The sequence below is a fragment of the Micromonospora sp. CNZ285 genome (assembly GCF_004637285.1).
In genome coordinates, this window is sequence record NZ_SPQD01000001.1 from 866,773 (window position 1) to 888,389 (window position 21,617).

Annotated in this window: 19 protein-coding genes; 15 read left to right on the forward strand and 4 right to left on the reverse strand. The window is 73.0% G+C overall.

What is annotated here, in order from left to right; all coding sequences use genetic code 11:
• Window positions 1–22 precede the first annotated feature (22 nt).
• From CLT75_RS03990 to CLT75_RS04005, 4 genes are all read left to right on the forward strand, one after another.
• Window positions 23–436 (forward strand): DUF6153 family protein, encoded by a 414-nt coding sequence (locus CLT75_RS03990; protein ID WP_135239520.1) that lies wholly within the window; start codon window positions 23–25, stop codon window positions 434–436.
• Window positions 437–512: 76 nt separating this feature from the next.
• A complete protein-coding gene (locus CLT75_RS03995; protein ID WP_135239521.1) occupies window positions 513–1,172 on the forward strand; it encodes a DUF305 domain-containing protein in 660 nt (219 codons plus the stop codon).
• 93 nt (window positions 1,173–1,265) lie between these two features.
• Complete coding sequence (locus CLT75_RS04000) at window positions 1,266–1,628, forward strand: BlaI/MecI/CopY family transcriptional regulator (RefSeq protein WP_135239522.1); 363 nt, start codon at window positions 1,266–1,268, stop codon at window positions 1,626–1,628.
• On the forward strand, window positions 1,625–2,548 hold the full coding sequence (locus CLT75_RS04005) for a M56 family metallopeptidase (RefSeq protein WP_135239523.1): 924 nt from the start codon (window positions 1,625–1,627) through the stop codon (window positions 2,546–2,548). The genes CLT75_RS04000 and CLT75_RS04005 overlap by 4 nt, the downstream gene beginning before the upstream one ends.
• Window positions 2,549–2,569: 21 nt before the next feature.
• On the opposite strand, the gene CLT75_RS04010 is transcribed toward CLT75_RS04005, so the two are convergent.
• The 3 genes from CLT75_RS04010 to CLT75_RS04020 form a co-directional block, all read right to left on the reverse strand.
• Entirely contained in the window at window positions 2,570–4,087 is a 1,518-nt protein-coding gene (locus CLT75_RS04010) for a copper resistance CopC/CopD family protein (RefSeq protein WP_486485330.1), read from the reverse strand.
• Between the two features lie 165 nt (window positions 4,088–4,252).
• Window positions 4,253–5,686 (reverse strand): ANL family adenylate-forming protein, encoded by a 1,434-nt coding sequence (locus CLT75_RS04015; protein WP_135239525.1) that lies wholly within the window; start codon window positions 5,684–5,686, stop codon window positions 4,253–4,255.
• On the reverse strand, window positions 5,676–7,220 hold the full coding sequence (locus CLT75_RS04020) for an NAD(P)-binding domain-containing protein (protein WP_135239526.1): 1,545 nt from the start codon (window positions 7,218–7,220) through the stop codon (window positions 5,676–5,678). Before CLT75_RS04020 ends, CLT75_RS04015 begins: the two co-directional genes overlap by 11 nt.
• Before the next feature lie 63 nt (window positions 7,221–7,283).
• On the opposite strand from CLT75_RS04020, the gene CLT75_RS04025 reads away from it, so the two are divergent.
• From CLT75_RS04025 to CLT75_RS04055, 7 genes are read left to right on the forward strand one after another with little or no spacing between them, the layout of a single operon-like run.
• A complete protein-coding gene (locus CLT75_RS04025; protein WP_135239527.1) occupies window positions 7,284–8,771 on the forward strand; it encodes an aromatic amino acid ammonia-lyase in 1,488 nt (495 codons plus the stop codon).
• 12 nt (window positions 8,772–8,783) lie between these two features.
• Window positions 8,784–10,349: an FAD-dependent oxidoreductase gene (locus CLT75_RS04030; RefSeq protein WP_135239528.1), complete on the forward strand. Its 1,566-nt coding sequence runs from the start codon at window positions 8,784–8,786 to the stop codon at window positions 10,347–10,349.
• Window position 10,350: 1 nt separating this feature from the next.
• Window positions 10,351–11,427 (forward strand): alpha-hydroxy acid oxidase, encoded by a 1,077-nt coding sequence (locus CLT75_RS04035; protein WP_135239529.1) that lies wholly within the window; start codon window positions 10,351–10,353, stop codon window positions 11,425–11,427.
• Entirely contained in the window at window positions 11,424–12,755 is a 1,332-nt protein-coding gene (locus CLT75_RS04040) for a cytochrome P450 (RefSeq protein ID WP_135239530.1), read from the forward strand. Before CLT75_RS04035 ends, CLT75_RS04040 begins: the two co-directional genes overlap by 4 nt.
• A complete protein-coding gene (locus CLT75_RS04045; protein WP_135239531.1) occupies window positions 12,752–14,020 on the forward strand; it encodes a cation:proton antiporter in 1,269 nt (422 codons plus the stop codon). The genes CLT75_RS04040 and CLT75_RS04045 overlap by 4 nt, the downstream gene beginning before the upstream one ends.
• Before the next feature lie 52 nt (window positions 14,021–14,072).
• Complete coding sequence (locus CLT75_RS04050; protein WP_135239532.1) at window positions 14,073–14,744, forward strand: response regulator transcription factor; 672 nt, start codon at window positions 14,073–14,075, stop codon at window positions 14,742–14,744.
• Complete coding sequence (locus CLT75_RS04055) at window positions 14,744–16,024, forward strand: sensor histidine kinase (protein WP_135239533.1); 1,281 nt, start codon at window positions 14,744–14,746, stop codon at window positions 16,022–16,024. Before CLT75_RS04050 ends, CLT75_RS04055 begins: the two co-directional genes overlap by 1 nt.
• Here CLT75_RS04055 and CLT75_RS04060 read toward each other — a convergent pair.
• On the reverse strand, window positions 15,984–17,090 hold the full coding sequence (locus tag CLT75_RS04060) for a carboxypeptidase-like regulatory domain-containing protein (protein ID WP_135239534.1): 1,107 nt from the start codon (window positions 17,088–17,090) through the stop codon (window positions 15,984–15,986). The two genes, CLT75_RS04055 and CLT75_RS04060, sit on opposite strands and share 41 nt — an antisense overlap.
• 222 nt (window positions 17,091–17,312) lie before the next feature.
• On the opposite strand from CLT75_RS04060, the gene CLT75_RS04065 reads away from it, so the two are divergent.
• From CLT75_RS04065 to CLT75_RS04080, 4 genes are all read left to right on the forward strand, one after another.
• Window positions 17,313–18,128, forward strand: coding sequence for a TIGR02452 family protein (locus tag CLT75_RS04065; protein WP_135239535.1), 816 nt, complete (start codon window positions 17,313–17,315; stop codon window positions 18,126–18,128).
• Window positions 18,121–18,561, forward strand: coding sequence for an OsmC family protein (locus CLT75_RS04070; RefSeq protein WP_135239536.1), 441 nt, complete (start codon window positions 18,121–18,123; stop codon window positions 18,559–18,561). Before CLT75_RS04065 ends, CLT75_RS04070 begins: the two co-directional genes overlap by 8 nt.
• A 129-nt stretch (window positions 18,562–18,690) precedes the next feature.
• Complete coding sequence (locus CLT75_RS04075) at window positions 18,691–20,130, forward strand: family 43 glycosylhydrolase (RefSeq protein ID WP_135239537.1); 1,440 nt, start codon at window positions 18,691–18,693, stop codon at window positions 20,128–20,130.
• Between the two features lie 23 nt (window positions 20,131–20,153).
• Window positions 20,154–21,602 (forward strand): family 43 glycosylhydrolase, encoded by a 1,449-nt coding sequence (locus tag CLT75_RS04080; RefSeq protein ID WP_135239538.1) that lies wholly within the window; start codon window positions 20,154–20,156, stop codon window positions 21,600–21,602.
• Window positions 21,603–21,617 lie beyond the last annotated feature (15 nt).

A 21,617-nucleotide genomic window follows, 5' to 3' on the forward strand; every position in this document is an offset into this window, starting at 1 on the left:
CCGGACGTGCGGAGGGGATGGGATGGGACGCGCTCACCCGCTGCTGCGGCTGGCGCTGTTCGTCGCCGTGACGTTCGGGGTGTTCGGCATGCACACCTTCGGCCACCCGGCCGGACCCGACGCCGCCCACGCGAGCGCCGTGCACGGGAGCACCGGCCACGCCGCCGACGCCGCCCGCGAGATCGCCGCCGCGCCCGACGCCGCCCACGGTGACGACGGCCCGCCCGGGCACCGCGACGGGACGCACGTGTTCACCGTGTGCCTGGCGGTGCTGGGCGGCGCGCTCGTCCTCGGCGCCCTGTCCCTGCTGTGGCGGCCCCGCCGCGGCACCGGCACGCCGGCCGGCCCTCGGTCACGCGGGCCCGGCCCGGACCGGGGTCCACCCCGCCGGCCCATCGGGCTGCTCCTGCGAGCCGTCACGGTCCTGCGCACGTGAGGAGAGCACGGTCCGGCGTCTCGCCCGGACCCGACGACTCCGTTCCGGCACACCTCACGACAAGGACCACGTACTGATGAAACCGACCATCCTGCGCCGCGCCGCCCTCGCGGGCGTCGCCCTGTCCGCCCTGCTCGCCACCGCCGCCTGCGGCGGCGCGGACGACACCGGCGGCATGACGCACGGCACCGGCAGCAGCTCCGCGGCGGGCGCCTCGGCCTCTGCGGACGCCACGGTAAACGACGCGGACGTGATGTTCGCCCAGATGATGATCCCGCACCACCAGCAGGCGGTGACGATGGCCGACCTGGCCCCGACGCGCGCGAGCGACCCCGAACTGAAGGACCTGGCCGCGAAGATCAAGGCGGCGCAGGATCCGGAGATCGCCACCATGAAGGGGTGGCTCACGGCCTGGGGCAAGCCCACGGACCTGCCCAGCGACCACAGCATGCCCGGCATGAGCGCCACGCCCGGGCACGGCATGCCGGGGATGGACGCGGGGATGCCCGGCATGATGTCCGAGCAGCAGATGAAGGACCTCGCCGCGGCGACGGGCCCCGCGTTCGACAAGATGTTCGCCGAGATGATGATCGCCCACCACAAGGGCGCCATCGACATGGCCCGGACCGAGCAGGCCGACGGGAGCAACCCCGAGGCCAAGGCGCTGGCCGCCAAGATCGCCTCGGATCAGGCCGCCGAGGTGCAGACCCTGCAGAAGATCCTCGACCGCCTGTAGACGGCCGGGTGCGGCCGGTCCCGGCCCCGGCGTCGGGACCGGCCGCACCGCCACGACACCTGACGTACCCTGACCGGCACGAAGGGAGAGCACGTGGCGGAACTCGGCAGACTCGAATCGTCGGTGATGGACGTCCTGTGGCGTGCCCCGGAGCCCGTGCTCGTGCGTGACGTCCTCGACGCGGTGACCACCGACCGGGTCCTGGCGTACACGACGGTGCTCACCGTGCTGGACAACCTGCACCGCAAGGGCTGGGCCGTACGCGAGAAGGACGGCAAGGCCTACCGCTACCGGGCCGCCGGCACCCGCGAGGAGATCATCGCGCGGACACTGCGCCGGGTCGTCGAGACGAGCACCCACCCCGACCTGGTGCTCCTGCACTTCGCCCGGTCCGCCTCCGACCGCGAGCTGCACATCCTGCGGCAGGTCCTCGACGAGCGGGAGTCCGAGGCGTGAGCCTCGCGCTCGCCCTCGTCACCGGCGCGGCGCTGGTCGCCTGGTGTGGCCCCGCCGCGTTGCGGCTGTGCTTCCGGCACGTCGCCGACCCCGTCGCGATGCTGCTCGGCTGGCTCGGCCTGATCGTCGCGGTGATCGGCACCTTCGTCCTCGCCACCGTGATGCTCCTCGCCCCCGGCAGCACCCGGCAGTGGGCGCTGCACGACCTCGCCCGCATCTGCTGGCACTGGGCGCAACCCAGCCGGCCGCCCGCCGCCGACGAGATCGTCGGGGCGACCGGAGCGCTGCTCCTGCTGGCCGTGCTCGCCCGGTTCACGGTGACGTGCACGCGCCGGGCGATGCGCGCCCACCGTGCTCGCCGCGCCCACGCCGACCTGCTCACGCTCGCCGGCGGCCCCTCGGAGCGCGGCGAGGCGCCGGTGCTGTGGATCCCGCACCCGACCCCGATGGCCTACAGCCTCGGCGGGTCCGGCGGGCTGACGGTCCTGGCCAGCGCCGCCGGTGACCTGCCGGCGGACCAGCTCGCCGCGGTGCTCAGCCACGAGCGGGCACACCTGCGGGAGCGTCACCATCTCCTGGTGGCCGCCGTGGAAGGGCTCGCCGCCGCCGTACCGTGGCTGCCCCTGACCCGCCAGGCGCCCGCGGCCGTGCGCCTGCTCGTCGAACTGCGCGCCGACGCCGCCGCCGTCCGCGAGTGTGGCCCGACCGCCGTACGCGACGCGCTGCTGACCTTCGCCGGCGCGCCGCGCCCGCCGTCGGCGCTGTCGATGGCCGGCGCCGACGTGGCCATCCGGCTGCAGCGCCTCCAGGGACGCCGCCCGCACCGCCGCAACCTGCTCGCCCGTGCCCTGCTCGCCTCGACCGCCCTGGCCGCCCCGCTGGGCGCCGGCGTGGTGACCGGCATCCTGTTCTGCCTGTAGACCGTGCGGCGCGGGCCCGACCTACATACCGGCGTTGACCAGGATCGCGGTGGCCAGCAGGACGGCGACCATCAGCACCGCCTCCGCCAGCACCGTGCGGCGCAGGCGACGCATGCCCTCCGGGGTGGGGTCGTCCAGCCGGGGCACCACCCGCCTGCTGTTGTAGAGCCCGACGACGGCGACGATCGCCACCAGCGCGACCTTGACCAGGAGTACCCGTCCCCATCCGGTGCTCACCAGGTGGCCGGGCCGGTCCAGGATCGCCAGCGTCAACACGGCACCGGCGACGCCGGTGAGCGTCACCGCCGCGGTGGCCGGAACGGAGAACCGCACCGCCATCTCGGCGGCGCCCGTTGGCACACCGAGGCGCGCACGCCCCAGCAGCAGCGCCGCCAGGAGCAGAACGCCGCCGACCCACACCGCCGCGGCGACGGTGTGCGCGACGTCCGCCGCCACGACGATCGCCCGTGGTCCGGCGGTGACGGTGTGCCCGTCGAACAGGAACGAACCGAGCAGCAGCGCCACCGTGACGCCGAGGAGCACCGGCCGGACCGCTCGCGCGCGTACCCGCTGGACCTCGTCGCCGCTCACGTCGCCGGTGGGCGGCACGACCAGGGGGCGAGGGGCGGTCGGGATCGCGGCGACCGTCGCCACGGCGTGCCGCCCGACTGCGTGCCGGCCCCGGATCAGCGCCGCCTCCAGGGAACCGGCCACGAGAAGCCCGGCCGCGCCGGCGAACCGCAGACCCAGTCCGGCGGCCACCGGCGTACGGCCGAGCGCGGTGAGCGCCTGCACGCTGACCGCCGAGGCGAGACCGCCCCCGCCGAACACGGCCGCCAGCGCCGCCAGTTCGAGCAGCACGCCGGCCACCACGGTCAGCCCGGCGATGCGTACCCAGACCTGGACCAGCCGGATGTCGCTGCGCGTACCCACCAGTGTGGTCAGCGCGAAGACGAGACCACCCACACCGAGCAGGATCGCCCCGTAGGACAGCCAGCGCCCCGCCGTGCCGACGAACCGCACCGGACCCTGGCCGGCGTCGGCGGTGTGACCCACCGCGTGCCCGCCGGAGCGGGCCGGTGGGGAAGCCGACGGAACGGCCGGTCCGCCGTGACCGGTGTGCCCGTGCGAACCGGCCGTGGGCCGCGGGGTGGCGGTCGCGCCCGGTGGCGCGCCGGCCGGGACCACTGTGAACGTGACGTCGCCGGTCAGCGGATGGGCGTCCGGAGCGGCCACGCTCCAGCGCAGCGTGAACCTCCCGTCGGTCAACGCCGCGGAGGGGTTGACCAGCCACGTACGGCCCCCGTCGGGGGTGTGAGTGGTCACCGGAACGGCAGCACCCTCGCGGGAGAGCGTGAAGCCGGCCGCGGTGGGCGTGCCGGGGGCGCTGAACGTCAGCCGGATCTCCGCGACCGGGCCGTCCACGCGTGCGCCGTCGGCCGGTACGACCTTGAGCAGCTTGAAGTGCGCGGCGGCGGGCGAGGCGAAGCCGAGCACCACGAACACGGCGGGACAGCACGCCAGCCAGACGAGCAGCAGCCACCGTGCCGCGCCGCGCGCCGGCGACCGATGACGCCGCGGGAGAGGCACCACTGATCCCCTTCGTCAGGGAGACATGGACCCGGCGCCCATCGCTCCGACCTGATGCGGTCGCCATCCTAGGGGAACTACTAAGAGTTGGTAGTAGAGCACCGGGCCGCACGATCAGCTGACGGTCATGTGTGCCAGGGCGCGCTTGTCCGGCTTGCCGCTTGGTGCCACCGGAACCCGGTCGATCCACTGGATCGTCCGCGGGACCGACGGTTCCCCCAGCGCCTCCGCCACCACTGCCCGCAGCCGCCCGGCATCAGGTACGCAACCGGCGGCGGGCACCACGTACGCGTGCACCGCCTCCCCGGTCACGTCGTCGGGACGGCCGACGACGTACGCCTCGGCGACTGTGGGATCGGCGGCGAGGACCCGCTCGATCGGGCCGGCGTACACCAGGTTGGCCTGCACGATGACGACGTCCCGGATCCGGCCGAGCAGGTGCAGGTAGCCGTCTCCGTCGAGCCGGGCCAGGTCGCGGGTGCGGACCCAGCCGTCCACGAACACCTCGGCGCTCTCGGCCGGGTCGTTCCAGTACGCGGCGGCCTGCGCCGGTGTGCGGACGAACAGTTCCCCCTCGGTGGCGGGACGGCCCTCGGCGTCCCGGATGGACAGCGCCGTCACCGGGGGAGGCCGGCCGACGGAGGCGAGCGCGGCCGGGTACGCCACCATCTCGGCGGGCGTCACCATCGTGATCATGCCGGTCTCGGTCTGGCCGTAGCCGTGGAAGACGACGGGCCCGAGCACGTCGAGCGCCTCGGCGAGCCGGCCCGGTGCGAGCGGAGAGCCGGAGGCCAGCAGGGCCCGCAGGCTGCTCAGGTCGGCCGGGTCGGCGCGCTGGTCCCGCACGAGCTGGTACAGCTTGCCCACGGTGATCACGCTCGCGGTAGCCCGGTGGCGGGCGATCATGCCGGGGAAGCCGGGCGGCCGGGCCGCGACAAGGGTGCCGCCCGCGGCCAGGGTGAGGATGCCGTACTCCAGCATCACCTGGCTGCTCAGCGAACCGAAGACGAGATACCGCTGGAGCCGGGTGGCGAGGTCCGCGATCGCCGGCGGCCAGCGATCGGGGTACGGCGTCCAGGCCGCGCTCATCGCCGCGTACGTCTGGGCGCAGCCCTTCGGGCTGCCGGTGCTGCCGCTGGTCCAGATGATCCGGGCGACGTCGCCCGGGCGCCCGGCGGCGATCAGCTGTCGTCCGTCGTCGGGGGTGCGCGCCAGTTCGGTCACCCGGGCGTCGTCGACCAGCAGCGTGGTGCCGCCGAGTTGCCAGGCGCGGTGTGCCGGGCTCAGGTCGGGGCGGATCCCGGAGACCCGGGCGCCCACGGCGAACGCCGCGATGATCGCCGCGAACGCCTCCGCGGTGACACCGAGCCGCAGGGCCACCCCGACACCGGGGCCGGCTCCGGCGGCGCGGAGCCCGGCGGCGATGCGACGGACCAGCCGGTACATCTCGGCGGTGGTGACGGTCCGGTCGCCCTCCTCGAAGACCGGCCGGTCGTCGCCGGCGGCGAGCAGGTCCAGCACGGGCTGGGGCCAGACCTCAGCCGGCATCGGAGAGGACGCCCTTGACGAAGAGCACGAGCGGCTGGTGGTGCACGTCCGGCAGGTTCCAGTGGTTCTCCAGGTTCTCCGCGAGGTGGTGCGATGCGACGACGGTCCCACCACGGTGGACCCGGACGACCGGGTGCAGGTAGCTCGCGTCGTGGGCGTGCGCGGCGTCGTTCTCGGCGATCCTCGGCACCGTGATGTCGAACGGGTCGACCTGGTCGTGGTCCGGCCCGTACTCGAGGGTGACCACGAACGCGAACGGCTCCGGGCCCAGCCCGCCGTCGTGCACGTACGCGACGGGCACCTCCTCGTGGTAGCGCGCGGTGTCGCCGGAGATGACGACGACGTCACCGAGGACGGCGAACTGCTGCCACAGCGCCGAGGTGCGGTTGATCCGCGCGATGATCGCGTCCGCGATCGCCTCCGGGGTGACCTCCAGCGGCGTGGCCGGCCACGGCGTGTCGTGGTGGCGGGCGCCGAGGATCCGGTGCAGGGCGCGCACGCCGTACCGGAAGCCGTGGATGAACCCGTTCGTCGAGCGCTTGAAGTCGCGCTGCTGGGTGAGCGTGCCGGCGAAGTAGAGGCCTGGTACGTTCACCGACTCGTACGCGGAGGTCTGCTCGGGGAAGCGGTCGTCGATGACGAGCCGGGGACGGGCGGACGGGTCGAAGATGCCCGCGTCGAACCGGAACCCGGTGCAGAGGATGACCCGGTCGTAGTCGATCCGCCGGATCGCCTCGACGGTGCGGGCGTACCGGAAGTCGATCCGGTAGCCGCCGTCGTCACGCCGGGCGATCCGCTCCACGGTGCCGTCGAGGACCGCGTTCTGCGACTTGAGCTGGTACGTGTCGAGGAAGTTGTTGTTCACCGCGCGCAGGTGACCGACGTAGTGCGTCTGCCACGCCAGCTTGATCGAGTGCGGACCGGCGACGTGGATGACAGCCGCCGTCTCGACGAGCGCGTCGGCGGTCTCGAAGGCCGAGTTGCCCTTGCCGATGACGAGGACGCGCTGGTCGGTGAAGTCGTCCGGGTCGACGCTTACCGTGTCGTACCGTTCGGCGAGCTCGGCGCCCTCGATCGGCGGTACGTAGAGCTGGGACACGCCGGTGGCGACGACCACCCGGCGGGCGGTGACCGTGTCGTCGCCGGTGTGGACGGTGAACAGGTCGCCGTCGCGCGCGACCCGGGACACCCGGGTGCCGTACCTGATCCGCAGGCCGCGGGCGACGTCGGCGAGGTAGCGCACCATGTCCGCGGCGTCCGGGAAGTAGCGCCGGCTGTAGTTCCTGAACAGCAGCGCCGGATCGTCGGTGAGCAGTGAGTTCCAGTCCGCGCGCAGGTTGAACTCCGGGTCGTCGGAGCCGGTCCACACCTTGTTGATCGAGATGAGTTGCCGGTGCCGGGGGTAGGTGGCGAAGAACGTGCCCGGCGCCGGGCCGGCCTCCAGGACCAGGTAGTCGCGGCCGTCGCGCTCGAGCAGGTGAGCGAGCTGCAACCCGGCCGGTCCGGCTCCGATGATCAGATAGTCGAGCGTCATGCGCCGCAACGTAGCGACTCGATCTCAGAGCGTTCTGAGAATTCGTCTCTAGGGTGCGATCGCATGACGACAGAGGTGGACCTCGATGTCCCACTGCGGATCGCCGACCTCCGCGCCGCCCGCGACCCGATCAAGGTCGTGGTCGGACCGCAGGTCCGGGGCCGGGTCACCGCCGCCCGCACGTTCCTGTCCGCGGTGCTCGGCGACGACCGCGCGGTGTACGGCGCCACCACCGGCTTCGGTGCCCTGGTCGGGTACGCGGGCCGCGCCGACCTGCGCGACCAGGCCGACAACACGCTCGCCCACCTCGGCGCCGGTCAGGGCCCGGACCTCGATCCGCAGGTGGTCCGCGCGACGGTGCTGCTGCGGGCCGCGTCGCTGGCCCGGGGCGCGTCGGGGGTCTCCCCGCACGTGATCGACGCCCTCGCGGCGATGCTCGCGACCACGTTCGTCCCCGCGATGCCCCGGCTGGGTTCGGTCGGCGCCAGCGGTGACCTGATCCCGCTGGGGGCGGCCGCGCAGGCGTTGCGGGGCCGGGGGCACGCCTACCTGGACGGGGTACGGATGCCGGCGGGCGAGGCGCTGACGCTGGCCGGCCTGGAACCGCTGCCGCTGGACGGCCGCGACGCCCTCGCCCTGGTCAACGGCACGTCGCTGACCACCGCGGCGACGGCGCTGGCGCTGGACGCGGTCCGCGCCGCACACCGGGCGGTCCAGGTGCTCACCTGCCTGCTCGCCGACCTGCTCGGCAGCGATACCCAGTTCCTCGACGCCCGGCTGCTGGCCGCGTACGGCCATCCGGGCGCGATCGACGTGGGCGCGCGGATGCGGCGGGTCAGCGCCGGCCTCGTCGCGTCCGGCGCGCGTCCGTTGCAGGAGCCGTACAGCATCCGGTGCACGCCGCAACTGCTCGGCGCGGCCGAGGACGCCCTGCGCCACGTCGACGGCGTCGTCGCGGCCGACCTGGCGAGCGTCACCGACAATCCGCTGTTCTTCCCCGACGACGACCTGGTGGTGCACGGCGGCAACTTCTTCGGCCAGCCGGCCGCGTTCGCCGCCGACGTGCTGTCGATGGTCGTCGCGCAGGTCGGCAACCTCGCCGAACGGCAGCTCGACCTGCTCGTCGACCCGAACCGCAACGGCGGCCTGCCACCGATGCTGGCCGCCGGCCCGGGACAGCAGCACGGGCTTCAGGGGGTGCAGCTGGCGGCCACCGCGCTGATCACCGAGATCCGCCGGGACACCATGCCCGCGAGCATGCAGAGCGTGCCGACCAACCTGCACAACCAGGACGTCGTCCCGCTCGGCACCCAGGCCGCGCTGCGGGCGCTGGACCAGGCCCGGCTGCTGCATCTCGTCGTCGGGTCGCTCGCGCTGGGGCTGCGCCAGGCCGCGTACGTGGGCGCGCGTACGCCGACCGCGTCCGGCTGCGTCGAGGCGCTCGCGGCGCTGGCCGCTGTCGTACCGCCGGTCGACCCGGACCGGCCGCTGGACGGTGACGTGCGGCGCGCGGCCGACGTGATCGCGGATCTCTCCGTTTCTCTTTCCTGAGGGTGGGCGCACATGACGCTTGACTATCTGATCGTCGGGGCCGGGCCGGCGGGCCTGCAACTCGCGGCTCTGCTGGAGGCCGACGGCAAGCGCGACTATCTGGTCCTGGAACAGGCGGACGTCCCGGGGGCGTTCTTCGCCACCTATCCCCGCCACCGGCAACTGATCTCCATCAACAAGCCGCACACCGGCTCGGACGACCCGGAGCTGAACCTGCGGCTGGACTGGAACTCGCTGCTCAGCGACGACCCGGCGCTGCGGTTCACCGGCTACACCGAGCGGTACTTCCCCGACGCCGACGTGATGGTCCGCTACCTGGCGGATTTCGCCGCGAAGACGGGCGTACGGGTCCGGTACGGCACCCGGGTGACGTCGATCGGCAAGGTCGACGGGGTGTTCGAGGTCCGGGCGGGGGAGGAGGTCTTCCGGGCCCGGCGGCTGATCGTCGCCACCGGCGTCTCCCGGCCGTACCTGCCGCAGATCCCCGGGCTCGAACTCGCCGAGCAGTACGCGGACATGTCCGTCGACCCGCGCGACTACCTCGACCAGAAGGTGCTGATCATCGGCAAGGGGAACTCCGCGTTCGAGACCGCCGACAACCTGATGGAGACCACCACGCTGATCCACGTCGCCGGGCCGAGTTCGGTGCGGATGGCCTGGCGCACGCACTACGTGGGGCACCTGCGCGCGGTGAACAACAACTTCCTGGACACGTACCAGCTCAAGTCGGCGAACGCGATCCTGGACGGCGAGGTCAGACGCATCGAGCGCGACGACGCCGGTTACACGGTGACGTTCTCGTTCTCCCGGGCGAACGAGGTGGTCAAGGAACTGCGGTACGACCGGGTGCTCGTCTGCACCGGGTTCGCCTTCGACGCGTCCGTCTTCGACGACACCTGCCGGCCGGCGCTCGCGATCAGGGACCGCTTCCCGGCGCAGACCCCGGCATGGGAGTCGGTGAACGTGCCGGGCCTCTACTTCGCCGGCACGATCAGCCAGGAACGGGACTTCAAACGCTCCACGAGCGGCTTCATCCACGGTTTCCGGTACGCCGTCCGGGCGCTGCACCGGATCCTGGAGCGACGGTACGGGGACACGCCGTGGCCGGCGGAGAAGCTGGACGCCAACCCGGAGGCGATCGCCGACGCCGTCGTCGCGCGGGTCAACCGCACCTCCGCCCTGTGGCAGCAGTTCGGCTTCCTCGGCGACGTGGTCACAGTCGCCGGGTCCGACGCGCGCTACCACGACGAGGTGCCGGTCGAGTACTTCACCGGCACCGGCCTGCGCACCGCCGACCACGACTACACGCACGCCTTCGTCGTCACCCTCGAGTACGGCCCCGACCACGACCGGGTGGACCCGTTCGACGTCACCGTCAGCCGGATCGCCCAGGACGTCCCCGGTCAGGCCCACGACGCCGCCTACCTGCATCCGGTCGTCCGCCACCACCGGGCGGGCCGGGTCGTCGCCACCCACCACCTCGCGGAGAACCTGGAGAACCGGTGGGACCGGCCGGAGACGCACGTCGCGCCGCTCGTCGCGTTCGTCGACAGCTGCCTGAGCCGTGCCGAGGGTTGAGATGCGCCCGCTGGAGGGCACGGCGCTGGACGGCCCGGCGCTGAACCTGGCCGAGCTGGCCGCCGACGCGCGCGGCCGCCTGGACCCGGTCTACTGGGACTTCTTCTCCGGCGGAGCGGGCGAGGAGCGCACGGTCCGCGCCAACGAGGCGGCCTTCACCAGGCGGTACGTGGTGCCCCGCGTCCTGCGCGGCGCGGGCCGGCGCGACCTGCGGACGTCGCTGCTCGGCAGCCGGATCTCGATGCCGGTGCTGATCGCGCCGACCGCGTTCCACCGGCTGGCCCACCCCGAGGGCGAGGTGGCCACCGCACGCGCCGCCGCCGAGGCGGGCACGATCATGGTGGTCAGCATGGCGGCCACCCGGCCGGTCGAGCAGATCGCCGCCGCCGGCGGGCCGCTGTGGTTCCAGCTCTACCCGCAGGCGGACCTCGACTTCACCGCAGCAGTGGTACGGCGGGCCGAGGCGGCCGGCTGCTCGGCCCTCGTCGTCACCGTCGACTCGGCGGTGTTCGGCCGGCGGGAACGCGACCTGCGGCACGGCTTCGCCGACCTGCCGCCGGGGATGGTCTGCGAGAACATGCGCGACGCGAGCGGCCGGGTGCGCGACATCGGGATGGACGCCGGGCTGGACTGGACCCGGATCGCCTGGCTGCGCGAGGTCACCACGCTGCCGATCCTGCTGAAGGGGGTGCTGCATCCGGCTGACGCGGCGCTTGCCGTCTCGTACGGTCTCGACGGTCTGCTGGTCTCCAACCACGGCGGCCGGCAGCTCGACGGCGCGCTCGCCACCCTGGACGCGTTGCCCGCCGTGGTCGAGGCCGTCGGCGGGCGGCTGCCGGTGCTGCTCGACGGCGGTGTCCGCCGGGGAACCGACGTCCTGGTGGCGCTGGCGCTCGGCGCGAGCGCGGTGCTGGTCGGCCGCCCGGTGCTGTGGGGGCTCGCGGTGGGCGGCGCCGCCGGGGTACGCCACGTGCTCGACCTTCTGCGCGCCGACCTCGACCGGGCGTTGGCGCTGGCCGGCGCCACCGGTCCGGCCGACCTGAGCGCCGACCTGGTCGCCACGGTGGCGTGCGGATGAGCGCCCTGATCGTCCTGGCGGGGATCGGCGTGGCGTGGACCCTGCCGTACTGGCTGCCCCGGACGGTGGTCCGGCTGCGGGAGTGGGTGTTCGTCACCGTCAACGGCGTCGAGGGCGTACCGGTGCCGGGCCCCACAGTCGGCATGGAGCACTTCGAGCGGGTGTATTCCGATCCGGCGGCGGACGGCCGCAGCCGCGGGGCCGGGCTGTCGGACCTGTTCTGGTACTGGCTGGCGCCCGGACCGCACATGCACCAGGAGCATCTGGAGCCGGGGGAGCGGTACCGGACCGTGGCCGCGACGACCCGGCGGGTGCTCGCGGTACGCCGTGGGCGCTGCGACGACCTCGCGACCGCCGCCACCCGGCGCGCGCTCGACCGGCTGCCCGCCGACCGGACCAGCCACGTCCGGCTGCGCGACCTGATGATGCCGGTCTGGGCCGAGGTCTACTACGAACTCGTCTTCGGCGAGGCGTGCCCGGCGGACGCGCGGGCGCTGATCGTCGCCAACGCCGAGGACGTGGTGAACGGGCTGAAGTGCACCGGCCTGCGGCACATGCGGCGGCGCGACCGGCTGACCGGGTATCTGCACGACCGGATCGAGGCGGGGACCTGCCCGGTGACGCTGCCGCCGCCGTTCACCACCCGGGAGACGGCCTGGTATCTCCAGGGCGCCTTCTTCAACACCGCCGTCGTGCAGATGTCCGAGGCGATGGCGCACGTGCTGCTCGCCCTCGCCACCCATCCCGCGCTCCAGCGGGGACTCGACGACGACGAGGCGCTGGACCGGGTGATCGACGAGACGCTGCGGGTGCATCCGCTCTTCGGCGTGGCGCACCGGATCACGTCCGCGCCGATCACGCTGCCCACCGGCGTGTCCCTGCCCGCCGGAACCGTACTGCTCTTCAACTACCTGGCGTTCCACCGCGGCGGAGCCGCCGGCGACGACCGGTTCGACCCGGACCGGTGGCTGACGCTCAAGCGCGGCGACGCGCACTTCATCCCGTACGGGGTCACCGCGAACCGGGCCTGCCCGGCCCGCGGGGTCGCGCCGGTGATGATGCGCGCCGCGACCCGTGAGGTGCTGCGCCGGTACGTCCTGACCTCCTCCGCGTCACACACCCGCTCGCTGCCCAGCCGGGGCCCGGCGTACCTGACACCGGCCGGGTCCACCGTTCCGGGACGGCTGCGGCTGGCCGCGATGCGGTCGCGGGACCGGTGGGCCGACGTGGGCCGCAGTGTCCGGCAGTTGGTGTTCGGCACCTGGATGGTCGTCGACGCCCGCCGGCAGCGGTTGTGCACCGACTACTTCGAGAGGGCTGTCCGATGACACCAACGGAGCTGGCGCCACGGTTCTTCATCGCGGTCACGGTGATCCTGATCTTCTGCAAAGGGGTCGCGTGGCTGCTCGGCAAGGCGGGTCAGCCCGCCGTGGTCAGCGAGATGCTCGCCGGCGTCCTGCTCGGCCCGTCTCTGCTCGGACTCCTCCTGCCGGACGTGCAGGACGCCCTGTTCCCGGCGCCCCTGCTCCCGGTCCTCTACGTCGTGGGTCAGGTCGGCCTGGTGCTGTTCATGTTCCAGGCCGGGTACGCGTTCAGCGCCCACCGGGTCACCGGGCTCGCCGGCACCGCCGGCGTGATCTCCCTGGCCGGGGTCACCGCGCCGCTCCTGCTGGGCGTGCTGCTGGTCCTGGTGACGGCGGGTGCCATGCCGATCCAGGCCGACGGGACGTCACTCGGGGTCTCGGCCGCGTTCGTCGGCGTCGCCCTGGCCATCACCGCGTTCCCGATGCTGGCCCGGATCATCACCGAGCACGGGCACGCCGGCACCCGGCACGGCACCCTCTCCCTGGCCAGCGGCGCGATCGACGACGTGGTGGCCTGGATCATGCTGGCCGCGGTCCTGGCCTTCGCGTCCGGCCGGGCCGGTCCCGCGCTCGTCACCGCGGGCGGGGCGGTCCTGTTCGGACTGGTGCTCTGGTTCGGCGGTCGTGCGGTCACCTCCACGCTGATGACCCACCGGGCCCTCAGCGACCGCGCCCGGCTGCTCGGGACCGTCGCCCTGCTCTTCCTGGTCGCCTGGTACACCGACGAGATCGGCCTGTACGCGGTCTTCGGCGCGTTCGCGGTCGGCGTGGTGATGCCCCGCACCGAGAACACCGACCGGGTGGTGGACACGCTCACTCCGGTTGCCGCGACGCTCTTCCTGCCGCTGTTCTTCACCTACTCGGGGCTGCGTACCGAGTTCGGTCTGCTCGGCTCCCTGCCGGTGCTGTTGTTCGCGCTCGCCTGCGTGACGGCGGCGATCGCCGGCAAGTTCGGCGCCTGCTGGGCCGCGGCCCGGCTCCGTGGCGAGCCGTCGGGTGTCGCGCTGCGGGTCGGCGCGCTGATGAACGCCCGGGGCCTGATGCAGCTCATCGCGCTGAACGTCGGGCTGGAGGCGGGCATCGTGAACCCGGCCCTGTTCACCGTGCTGGTACTGGTCGCGCTGGTCACCACGCTGATGACGACGCCGGTGCTGAGCTGGATCGAGCGCCGCGAGGCGCGGCAGCCCGAAACCGTCCGCGCGCCGGCGCTCGCGGTTTCAGATAGTTGAAGAGGCAAATACCGATGGCTTCATCGGCCTTTATCTATGAGATCGTTAACATATGCGGGGCGGAAGATCGAACCGGCTGCTGCTGGTCGAGGACGACGCGGACCTGACCGAGATGCTCACCGAGGCGCTGGGTCAGGAAGGCTACCTGGTCGACAGGGCCTTCGACGGCCAGCGCGGCCTGCATCTCGGGCTGACCCGGTCGTACGACGTGATGGTCATCGACCGGATGCTGCCGGCGCTCGACGGCCTCGACCTGGTCACCCGGCTGCGTGCCCGGGCGGTCCCGTCCCGGACCCTGATGCTCACCGCGCTCGGCGCGGTGGACGACCGCATCGCCGGGCTGGACGCGGGCGCCGACGACTATCTGGTCAAGCCCTTCGACCTCGACGAGCTGAGCGCCCGGGTCCGGGCGCTGTGCCGGCGTACGCCCGAGCCGACCGACGTGCTGCGCATCGGCGCCGGGCTGCTCGACCTGGCGCCACGCGAGGCGGTGCTGGCCGACGGCACCCGGGTGGCGCTGTCCACCCGCGAGTTCGAGCTGCTGCGGGTGCTGGCGGCCCGGCCGAACGCCGTCCATCCCCGCGCCGTGCTGCGCCGCAAGGTCTTCGAGGAGGCCGCAGCGGCGTCGATAGTGGACACCTACGTCTACTACCTCCGGCGCAAGCTCGGCCGTGCCGTGGTCCGCACCGTGCACGGGCTCGGCTACCGCCTCGGGACGCTCTGATGGAGGCGTCCGAGCGGGCGATCGTCCGGCGGACCCGGCTGCGGATCGGCCTGTTCGTCGGGCTGACCATCGGCGCCCTGCTGCTGCTGGCCGGCGGCATCTCCTACGCGGTCCTGGTCCGCGGCCAGGAGGCGCAGATCCAGCGCGAGCTGACGTGGGGCACCGAACACGGCACGATCGCCGGGCCGCCCGCCTGCAGCTGGATCTTCCAGTACGACGGCGCCACAGTGCGCACCGGCGCGAACCCGCCACCACCCGGCTTCCCGTTGCGCGGCGCGTTGGACACCGTGGCGGCCACCCGGGCCACCGAGATCGCCACCGTCGCGCGTAACGGCACGACCTACCACGTGCGCACCGAGGCCCGCGGCGACACCGTCGTCCAGGCGGTGTTCGACGCCCGGTTCCAGATGTCCGACCGCCGGCACCTCCTGCTCGCGTTCAGCCTCGCGGCGGCGGCCGGGCTGCTCGCCGCCATGCTGACCGGTGTGCTCGTCGGCCGCCGGGCCGTCGCGCCCCTCGCGGAGGCGCTGACCCGGCAGCGGCGCTTCGTCGCGGACGCCAGCCACGAACTGCGAACCCCGATCGCCCAGGTGCACACCCGCGCCCAGCTGCTCGCGCGGCGGGCGCGTCACGACGGCACCGCCAGGAACCTGGACGACCTGGAACGTCTCGTCGGCACCACCCGCCGGCTCGGCGAGATCGTCGACGACCTGCTGCTCTCGGCCCGGCTCGCCGCCGCTCCCGCCGACCGGGAACCGGATCCGCCGGTCGACCTCACCTCGCTGGTCGGGACGACAGTCGCCGCCGAGAGCGACCGCGCCGCCGAGCGCCGGGTCACCCTCACCCTGGACACCCCCGGCGACCCGCTGCCGGTGCCGGGTGTCGAGTCGGCCCTGCGCCGGGTCGTCGGCGAACTGCTCGCGAACGCGCTGGCCCACACGCCGGCGGGAGGCCGGATCGACGTGACGCTGCGGGCCGCCGGCGACACCGCCGAGTTCGTCATCGCCGACACCGGGAAGGGCTTCGACCAGGCCGACGCCCGGCGGATCTTCGACCGGTTCCACAGGGGCGCGGGCGCCGGGGACCGCCGGTTCGGCCTGGGTCTGGCGCTGCTCCAGGAGGTCGTCACGAGCCACCACGGCACGATCGAGGCCGAGGGCCGTCCAGGGCGGGGAGCCCGCTTCACCGTACGTCTTCCGATGAACCGCTCGCCGAGCGCCACGGGCAGGGCCTCGCGGATCAGGAACCTCCGGGTGTGGCAGCTCGGTGCCGGTACGTGAGCGCCGGATCGTGGAGCGCGTTCTCCGGCCCGCCGGGAGGCCCGAGGTGCAGGATCGCGGTCGGCGCGCCGGCCAGGTTCCCGCCGGCCGGCAGCCGGGTCACCGGGGGAGTCGCCGCCTCAGCCACCGCGCCCGGTGCGCTCCTGCGCCGCACCAGCACCAGTGCGAGCGCGCCCAGGCCCGCGGCGACCAGCAGGCCGCCCAGGAGGAACATCGACGTACTGCCGCTCTCCTCGCCGGTGGCCTTGAGCGTGGGCGGCGCGGCCGCGGGAAGGTCGTCGCCGGCCGCCGCGGCGGGAGGGCTCGCCTCCTCGGCGGGCGACGGCGACGCAGTGGCCGGCGTCGCCACCGCGGCAAGGGTCAGCCGTACGGTGGCGACGTCACCGGCCCTGCCCCGCACGGTCGCGCGGGCGGTGCGGTAGCCGTCCACGGATGCGCGGACCGTGATGGATCCCTCCGCGATCGTCCGGCCGGCCTTTGACGTGATCGAGAACTGGCCGCTGCGGTCGCTGGTCGTCCGGTACTCGTGACCGGCACTGTCCCGGATGGTCAGGTCCGCGCCGCCGAGCGCCTTTCCGCCGGCGTCGCGGACCCGGCCGGAGACCCCGCTCACCCCGGCCGCCGGTGCGCCCCCGCCGGTGGGCGAGGCACCCGCCCCGTGGACGTAGACCATCTTGTAGGCGTAGCTGTTCTGCCCGGCGAGCCGCACGCCGATCGAGATGTTGAGGCCGGTGGTCTCGCCCGGGCGGGCATCCGGGGCGACGAGTGTCGCGTCGAAGGTCCGGCTCTGGCCGGGACCGAGATTCGGCTCCGCCCGGCAGCCGGTGGCGCACCGCAGGCCGCCTCCCACCACCACGATGGCCGTCTCGGCCCGGCGTCCGCTGTTGGTGACGCGGAACTGCACGCGTACCGTCTCGCGGGGTTTCACGTTCTCCGCCGAAACGCTCAGGATGCTCACCGTCTCCGGTGCGGCCGTCGCCGGTGCCGCCGCCACCGCGAGCGTCCCTCCGGCCAGCATGGCCAGTACGGCCGCCCGGGCCCGTCGGACACGTGAGCGCGTCGTCACTTCCCACCACCTTCGCCGAGCGGGCAACATCGGTCGATGGAGCCGCGGGCCACTATGCCCTGTGCGGGACGGATCGCGCGACCCGCCCCCGAGAGCAGCGACGGCCGTCCACCGTGGAGTCCCCGTCCACGCCCGCGCCCGCCGGGGGGCCGCTAATCGGTTGCCCGCCGGGTGGGGACTGCCTAGATTGCCGACCATGCACGACATCGACGGGTGTGCCGGATGAGCGGCCGTCTCCGCGAGATCGCCCGGCAGACGGTCGCGATCGCCGAAGCGGGGCGCTACCGCAACGATGCCGGCGAGGACGTCGCGATCGACGCGGCGGTACGCGCCGCGGTCGACGGCACCCGTGAGCACCTGCCGGATGAGGTCCTCCACCTCGACGGCGCGACGCCCGGCGCCGGCGACGTGGAGGTGACGCACGAGTCGACGTTGCAGGCGGCCCGTCGGCTCGGGCCCGGCGCGGCGTGTCTGGTGTTCGCGTCGGCGAAGAACCCGGGTGGCGGGTTCCTGGGCGGGGCGAAGGCGCAGGAGGAGAGCATCGCCCGCTCGTCCGCGCTGTACCCGTGTCTGCTCGCAGCGCCCGACTTCTATGCCTTCCACAGGGGGCAGCGGGATCTGCGGTACAGCGACCGGGTCGTCTACTCCCCGGGCGTGCCGGTGTTCCGCGACGACAAGGGCGACCTGCTCGACCGGCCGTACACCACGTCCTTCCTGACCGCGGCGGCGCCGAACCTGGGCGCGATCGTGCGCAACCAGCCGGAGCGCGCCGCGGACGTGCCGGCGGTGCTGGCGCGGCGGGCCCGCCGCGTGCTGGAGGTCGCTGCCGCGCACGGGCATCGCACGGTGGTGCTGGGCGCGTGGGGCTGCGGGGTGTTCCGGAACGACCCGGCGACGGTGGCCGCCGCGTTCGCCGACGCGCTCCGGGCGGTAGACCGGTTCGACCTCGTGGTGTTCGCCGTGCGTGACGGGTTGCCGGGCACACCGGTGTACCGCACGTTCGCGGAACGCTTTTCGGTAGGTTCGTCGTATGAGTGACGACACCTTCCGGTCGGTGGAGATCGAGCGCACCAGCGTGGGCAGATACGTGGCGCGCAACGCCCGTGGCGGCGAGCTGTCGATGGGTACGGGGGAGGACGCGACCTTCACGCCGGTGGAGCTGCTGCTCGCGGCCCTCGGCGGCTGCACCGCTGTGGACGTCGACCACGTGACCAGCCGTCGCGCCGAACCGACCCGGTTCGCCGTCACGGTGAGCGGCGACAAGATCCGCGACCCGGAAACCGGGAACCGGATGGAGAACCTCACCGTCACGTTCGCGGTGACGTTCCCGGACGGCGCGGACGGTGACCGGGCCCGCGAGGTGCTGCCTCGCTCGCTGCGGCAGTCGCACGACCGGCTCTGCACCGTGTCCCGCACCGTGGAACTGGGCACTCCGGTCTCCATCGTGGACGCGCCGGTCGCCCCGGAATGATTACCTTGACACCTGTCTATGTTAACGAGAACATTGCCGTAACTTGAAGGTAACGCCGTTGCCATGAGCGTCACGGGCGAGGCGAGCTGCCGCGGCCGGCCGGTGACGACCAGGCGCAGGAGGTTCTCGGTGACAGGGACCGCTCGGACGACGCGTACGGCCGCGGTCGTGGTCTCGGCGGCGGCCGTCCTCGCCGCGGGGGTGGCGGCCGGGATGCCCCCGGCGTCGGCGGCGACAGTCGACACGTCCGCCTCGTACGTGCTCGTGAACCGGCACAGCGGCAAGGCGATGGACCTGTACGACTGGTCGACGGCCGAGAGCGCGCCGGTGAACCAGTGGACGCGCAACGACCTCGCCGTGCAGCAGTGGCAGTTCGTGGACGCCGGCGGCGGGTTCTACAAGGTGCGGTCCCGGCACAGCGGGAAGGTGCTGGAGTTGCCGGCCGGCGGCGACGGCACCCAGCTCGTGCAGAGCACCGACCGGTCGTCGGCCACCCAGCAGTTCCGGTTGCAGGACTCCGCGGGCGGGTTCGTGCGGTTCGTGAACAGGCAGTGGGGCAAGGTCGTCGACGTGTGGCAGTGGTCCACCGCCGACGGTGGGCGGCTGGCCGGCTACACCGATCTCGACGGCGCCAACCAGCAGTGGCAGCTGATCCGGCTGGGCGGCGGCACACCCACCACCCCGGCGCCCGCCTACCCGCAGCCCGGCCGGGTGACCGGGGACATCGGCGTCCACGACCCGACGGCGGTCAAGCGACCCGACGGCACCTACCTCGTCGCGCACACCGGTGACGGCATCGCGCTGAAGACCTCCGCCGACCGGATCGCCTTCCGCAACGCGGGCGCCGTCTTCCCCGGTGGCGCGCCGTGGACCACCACGTACACCGGGGGATCGCGCAACCTGTGGGCGCCGGACCTGTCGTACCGCAACGGGCGCTACTACCTGTACTACTCGGCGTCGACGTTCGGTTCCAACCGCTCGGCGATCTTCCTGGCGACCAGCACCACCGGCAACGCCGGGAGCTGGACGCACGAAGGGCTGGTCGTCGAGTCGCGGACCACCGACGAGTTCAACGCCATCGACCCGAACCTCATCGTCGACGACCAGGGCCGCTGGTGGCTCAGCTTCGGCTCGTTCTGGTCCGGCATCAAGATGATCCCGATCGACCCGGCCACCGGGCGCCGGCTCGGCAGCACCATGCACAGCGTGGCCGCCTACGGCCCCGGCATCGAGGCGCCGGTCCTGGTCAAGCGTGGCTCCTGGTACTACCTGTACGTCTCGTTCGACAGATGCTGCCAGGGCGCCGCCAGCACGTACCGGATCATGGTCGGTCGTTCGGCGAGCCCCACCGGGCCGTTCGTGGACCGCGCGGGCCGGGACATGCTCGCCGGGGGCGGTACGCAGATCCTGGCCTCGCACGGCAGCGTGCACGGCCCTGGCCACCAGGCGGTCCTCGCCGACACCGACGGCGACGTCCTCTTCTACCACTACTACGCCGACGACGGCGCGTCGCTGCTCGGCGTCAACCGCATCGGCTACGACGCCGCTGCCTGGCCCTACGTGTACTGAACCGGCCACCTGGGAGGGCCCGTATGTCGCCTCGGCACCTTCTCCGCCCGATCCTGGCCGCGGCGCTCGCGCTGCTCACCACCTCGGCCGGCCTCGCCGTGCCCGGCCCCGCGCAGGCCGCGCCCGCGGTGAGCTACACCAACCCGCTTGTCAACCAGCGCGCCGACCCGCACATCATCAGGCATACCGACGGCTACTACTACATGACCGCGACGGTGCCGCAGTACGACCGGATCGTGCTCCGGCGGGCCACCACGCTGCAGGGGCTCGCCACCGCCACCGAGACGACGATCTGGCGCCGGCACACCAGCGGCGAGATGGGCGCCCACATCTGGGCTCCGGAGATCCACTTCATGAACGGCAGATGGTACGTCTACTTCGCCGCCGGACGGACCGACGACGTGTGGCGCATCCGGATGTACGTGCTGGAGAACGCGAGCGCCAACCCGCTGACCGGCTCGTGGACCGAACGCGGCCGGATCACCACGCCGTGGGACACGTTCAGCCTGGACGCCTCGACGTTCGTGGTGAACGGGGTGCGGTACCTGACCTGGGCCCAGCAGGAACCGGGCATCGTCACCAACTCCAACGTCTACCTCGCCCGGATGGGCGCCGAACCGTGGCAGATCACCGGCCCGGTGGCCCGGCTGGTCGTGCCGGCGTACGACTGGGAGACCCGCGGTTACCGCGTCGCCGAAGGGCCGACGGTGATCCAGCGCAACGGCCGGGTCTTCCTCACGTACTCGGCCAGCGCCACCGACGCGAACTACTGCCTCGGCATGCTCACCGCGTCGGCCGGCGCGAACCTGCTCGACCCCGCCTCCTGGAGCAAGAGCCCGACCCCGGTGTTCGCGAGCAACGCCGCCACCGGCCAGTACGGCCCCGGCCACAACTCGTTCACCGTCTCCGAGGACGGGCAGAGCGACATCCTGGTCTACCACGACCGCAACTACCGGGACATCAGCGGTGATCCGCTCAACGACCCGAACCGGCGGACCCGGATCCAGAAGCTGTACTGGAACGCCGACGGCACCCCGAACCTCGGTATCCCCGTCCCCGACGGGATCACCCCGGTCCGGTTGCGCTCGCACGACCTCCCGGCCGCCTACGTCCGGCACTACGACTACCGGGCCCGGGTCGAGCCGAACGTCACGAACCTCGCCGACTCGCAGTTCCGTATCGTCCCCGGCCTCGCCGGCGCCGGATCGGTGTCGCTGGAGTCGACGAACTTCCCCGGCTACTACCTGCGGCACCGGGCCTTCGCGCTCTACGTCGAACGCGACGACGGCTCGGCCCTGTTCGACAACGACGCGAGCTTCCAGCGCCGCGCCGGCCTGGCCGCGGCCGACGGGCTCTCCCTCGAATCGCAGAACTACCCCGGCCGGTACGTCCGCCACCGGGACGGCCTGCTCCAGCTCGAAACGGTGGCCGCCGACGCGGACCGGGCCGCGGCCACCTTCCACCTGGAATAGGCGCCCGACAACCGC

What these genes read in the sequence shown, in the direction of transcription:
- CLT75_RS03990 (WP_135239520.1), top strand. Translation starts at nt 23, where the DNA reads ATGGGACGCGCTCACCCGCTGCTGCGGCTGGCGCTGTTCGTCGCCGTG.
- CLT75_RS03995 (WP_135239521.1), top strand. Translation starts at nt 513, where the DNA reads ATGAAACCGACCATCCTGCGCCGCGCCGCCCTCGCGGGCGTCGCCCTG.
- CLT75_RS04015 (WP_135239525.1), bottom strand. Translation starts at nt 5,686, where the DNA reads ATGCCGGCTGAGGTCTGGCCCCAGCCCGTGCTGGACCTGCTCGCCGCC.
- CLT75_RS04020 (WP_135239526.1), bottom strand. Translation starts at nt 7,220, where the DNA reads ATGACGCTCGACTATCTGATCATCGGAGCCGGACCGGCCGGGTTGCAG.
- CLT75_RS04025 (WP_135239527.1), top strand. Translation starts at nt 7,284, where the DNA reads ATGACGACAGAGGTGGACCTCGATGTCCCACTGCGGATCGCCGACCTC.
- CLT75_RS04030 (WP_135239528.1), top strand. Translation starts at nt 8,784, where the DNA reads ATGACGCTTGACTATCTGATCGTCGGGGCCGGGCCGGCGGGCCTGCAA.
- CLT75_RS04035 (WP_135239529.1), top strand. Translation starts at nt 10,351, where the DNA reads ATGCGCCCGCTGGAGGGCACGGCGCTGGACGGCCCGGCGCTGAACCTG.
- CLT75_RS04040 (WP_135239530.1), top strand. Translation starts at nt 11,424, where the DNA reads ATGAGCGCCCTGATCGTCCTGGCGGGGATCGGCGTGGCGTGGACCCTG.
- CLT75_RS04045 (WP_135239531.1), top strand. Translation starts at nt 12,752, where the DNA reads ATGACACCAACGGAGCTGGCGCCACGGTTCTTCATCGCGGTCACGGTG.
- CLT75_RS04050 (WP_135239532.1), top strand. Translation starts at nt 14,073, where the DNA reads ATGCGGGGCGGAAGATCGAACCGGCTGCTGCTGGTCGAGGACGACGCG.
- CLT75_RS04055 (WP_135239533.1), top strand. Translation starts at nt 14,744, where the DNA reads ATGGAGGCGTCCGAGCGGGCGATCGTCCGGCGGACCCGGCTGCGGATC.
- CLT75_RS04065 (WP_135239535.1), top strand. Translation starts at nt 17,313, where the DNA reads ATGAGCGGCCGTCTCCGCGAGATCGCCCGGCAGACGGTCGCGATCGCC.
- CLT75_RS04070 (WP_135239536.1), top strand. Translation starts at nt 18,121, where the DNA reads ATGAGTGACGACACCTTCCGGTCGGTGGAGATCGAGCGCACCAGCGTG.
- CLT75_RS04080 (WP_135239538.1), top strand. Translation starts at nt 20,154, where the DNA reads ATGTCGCCTCGGCACCTTCTCCGCCCGATCCTGGCCGCGGCGCTCGCG.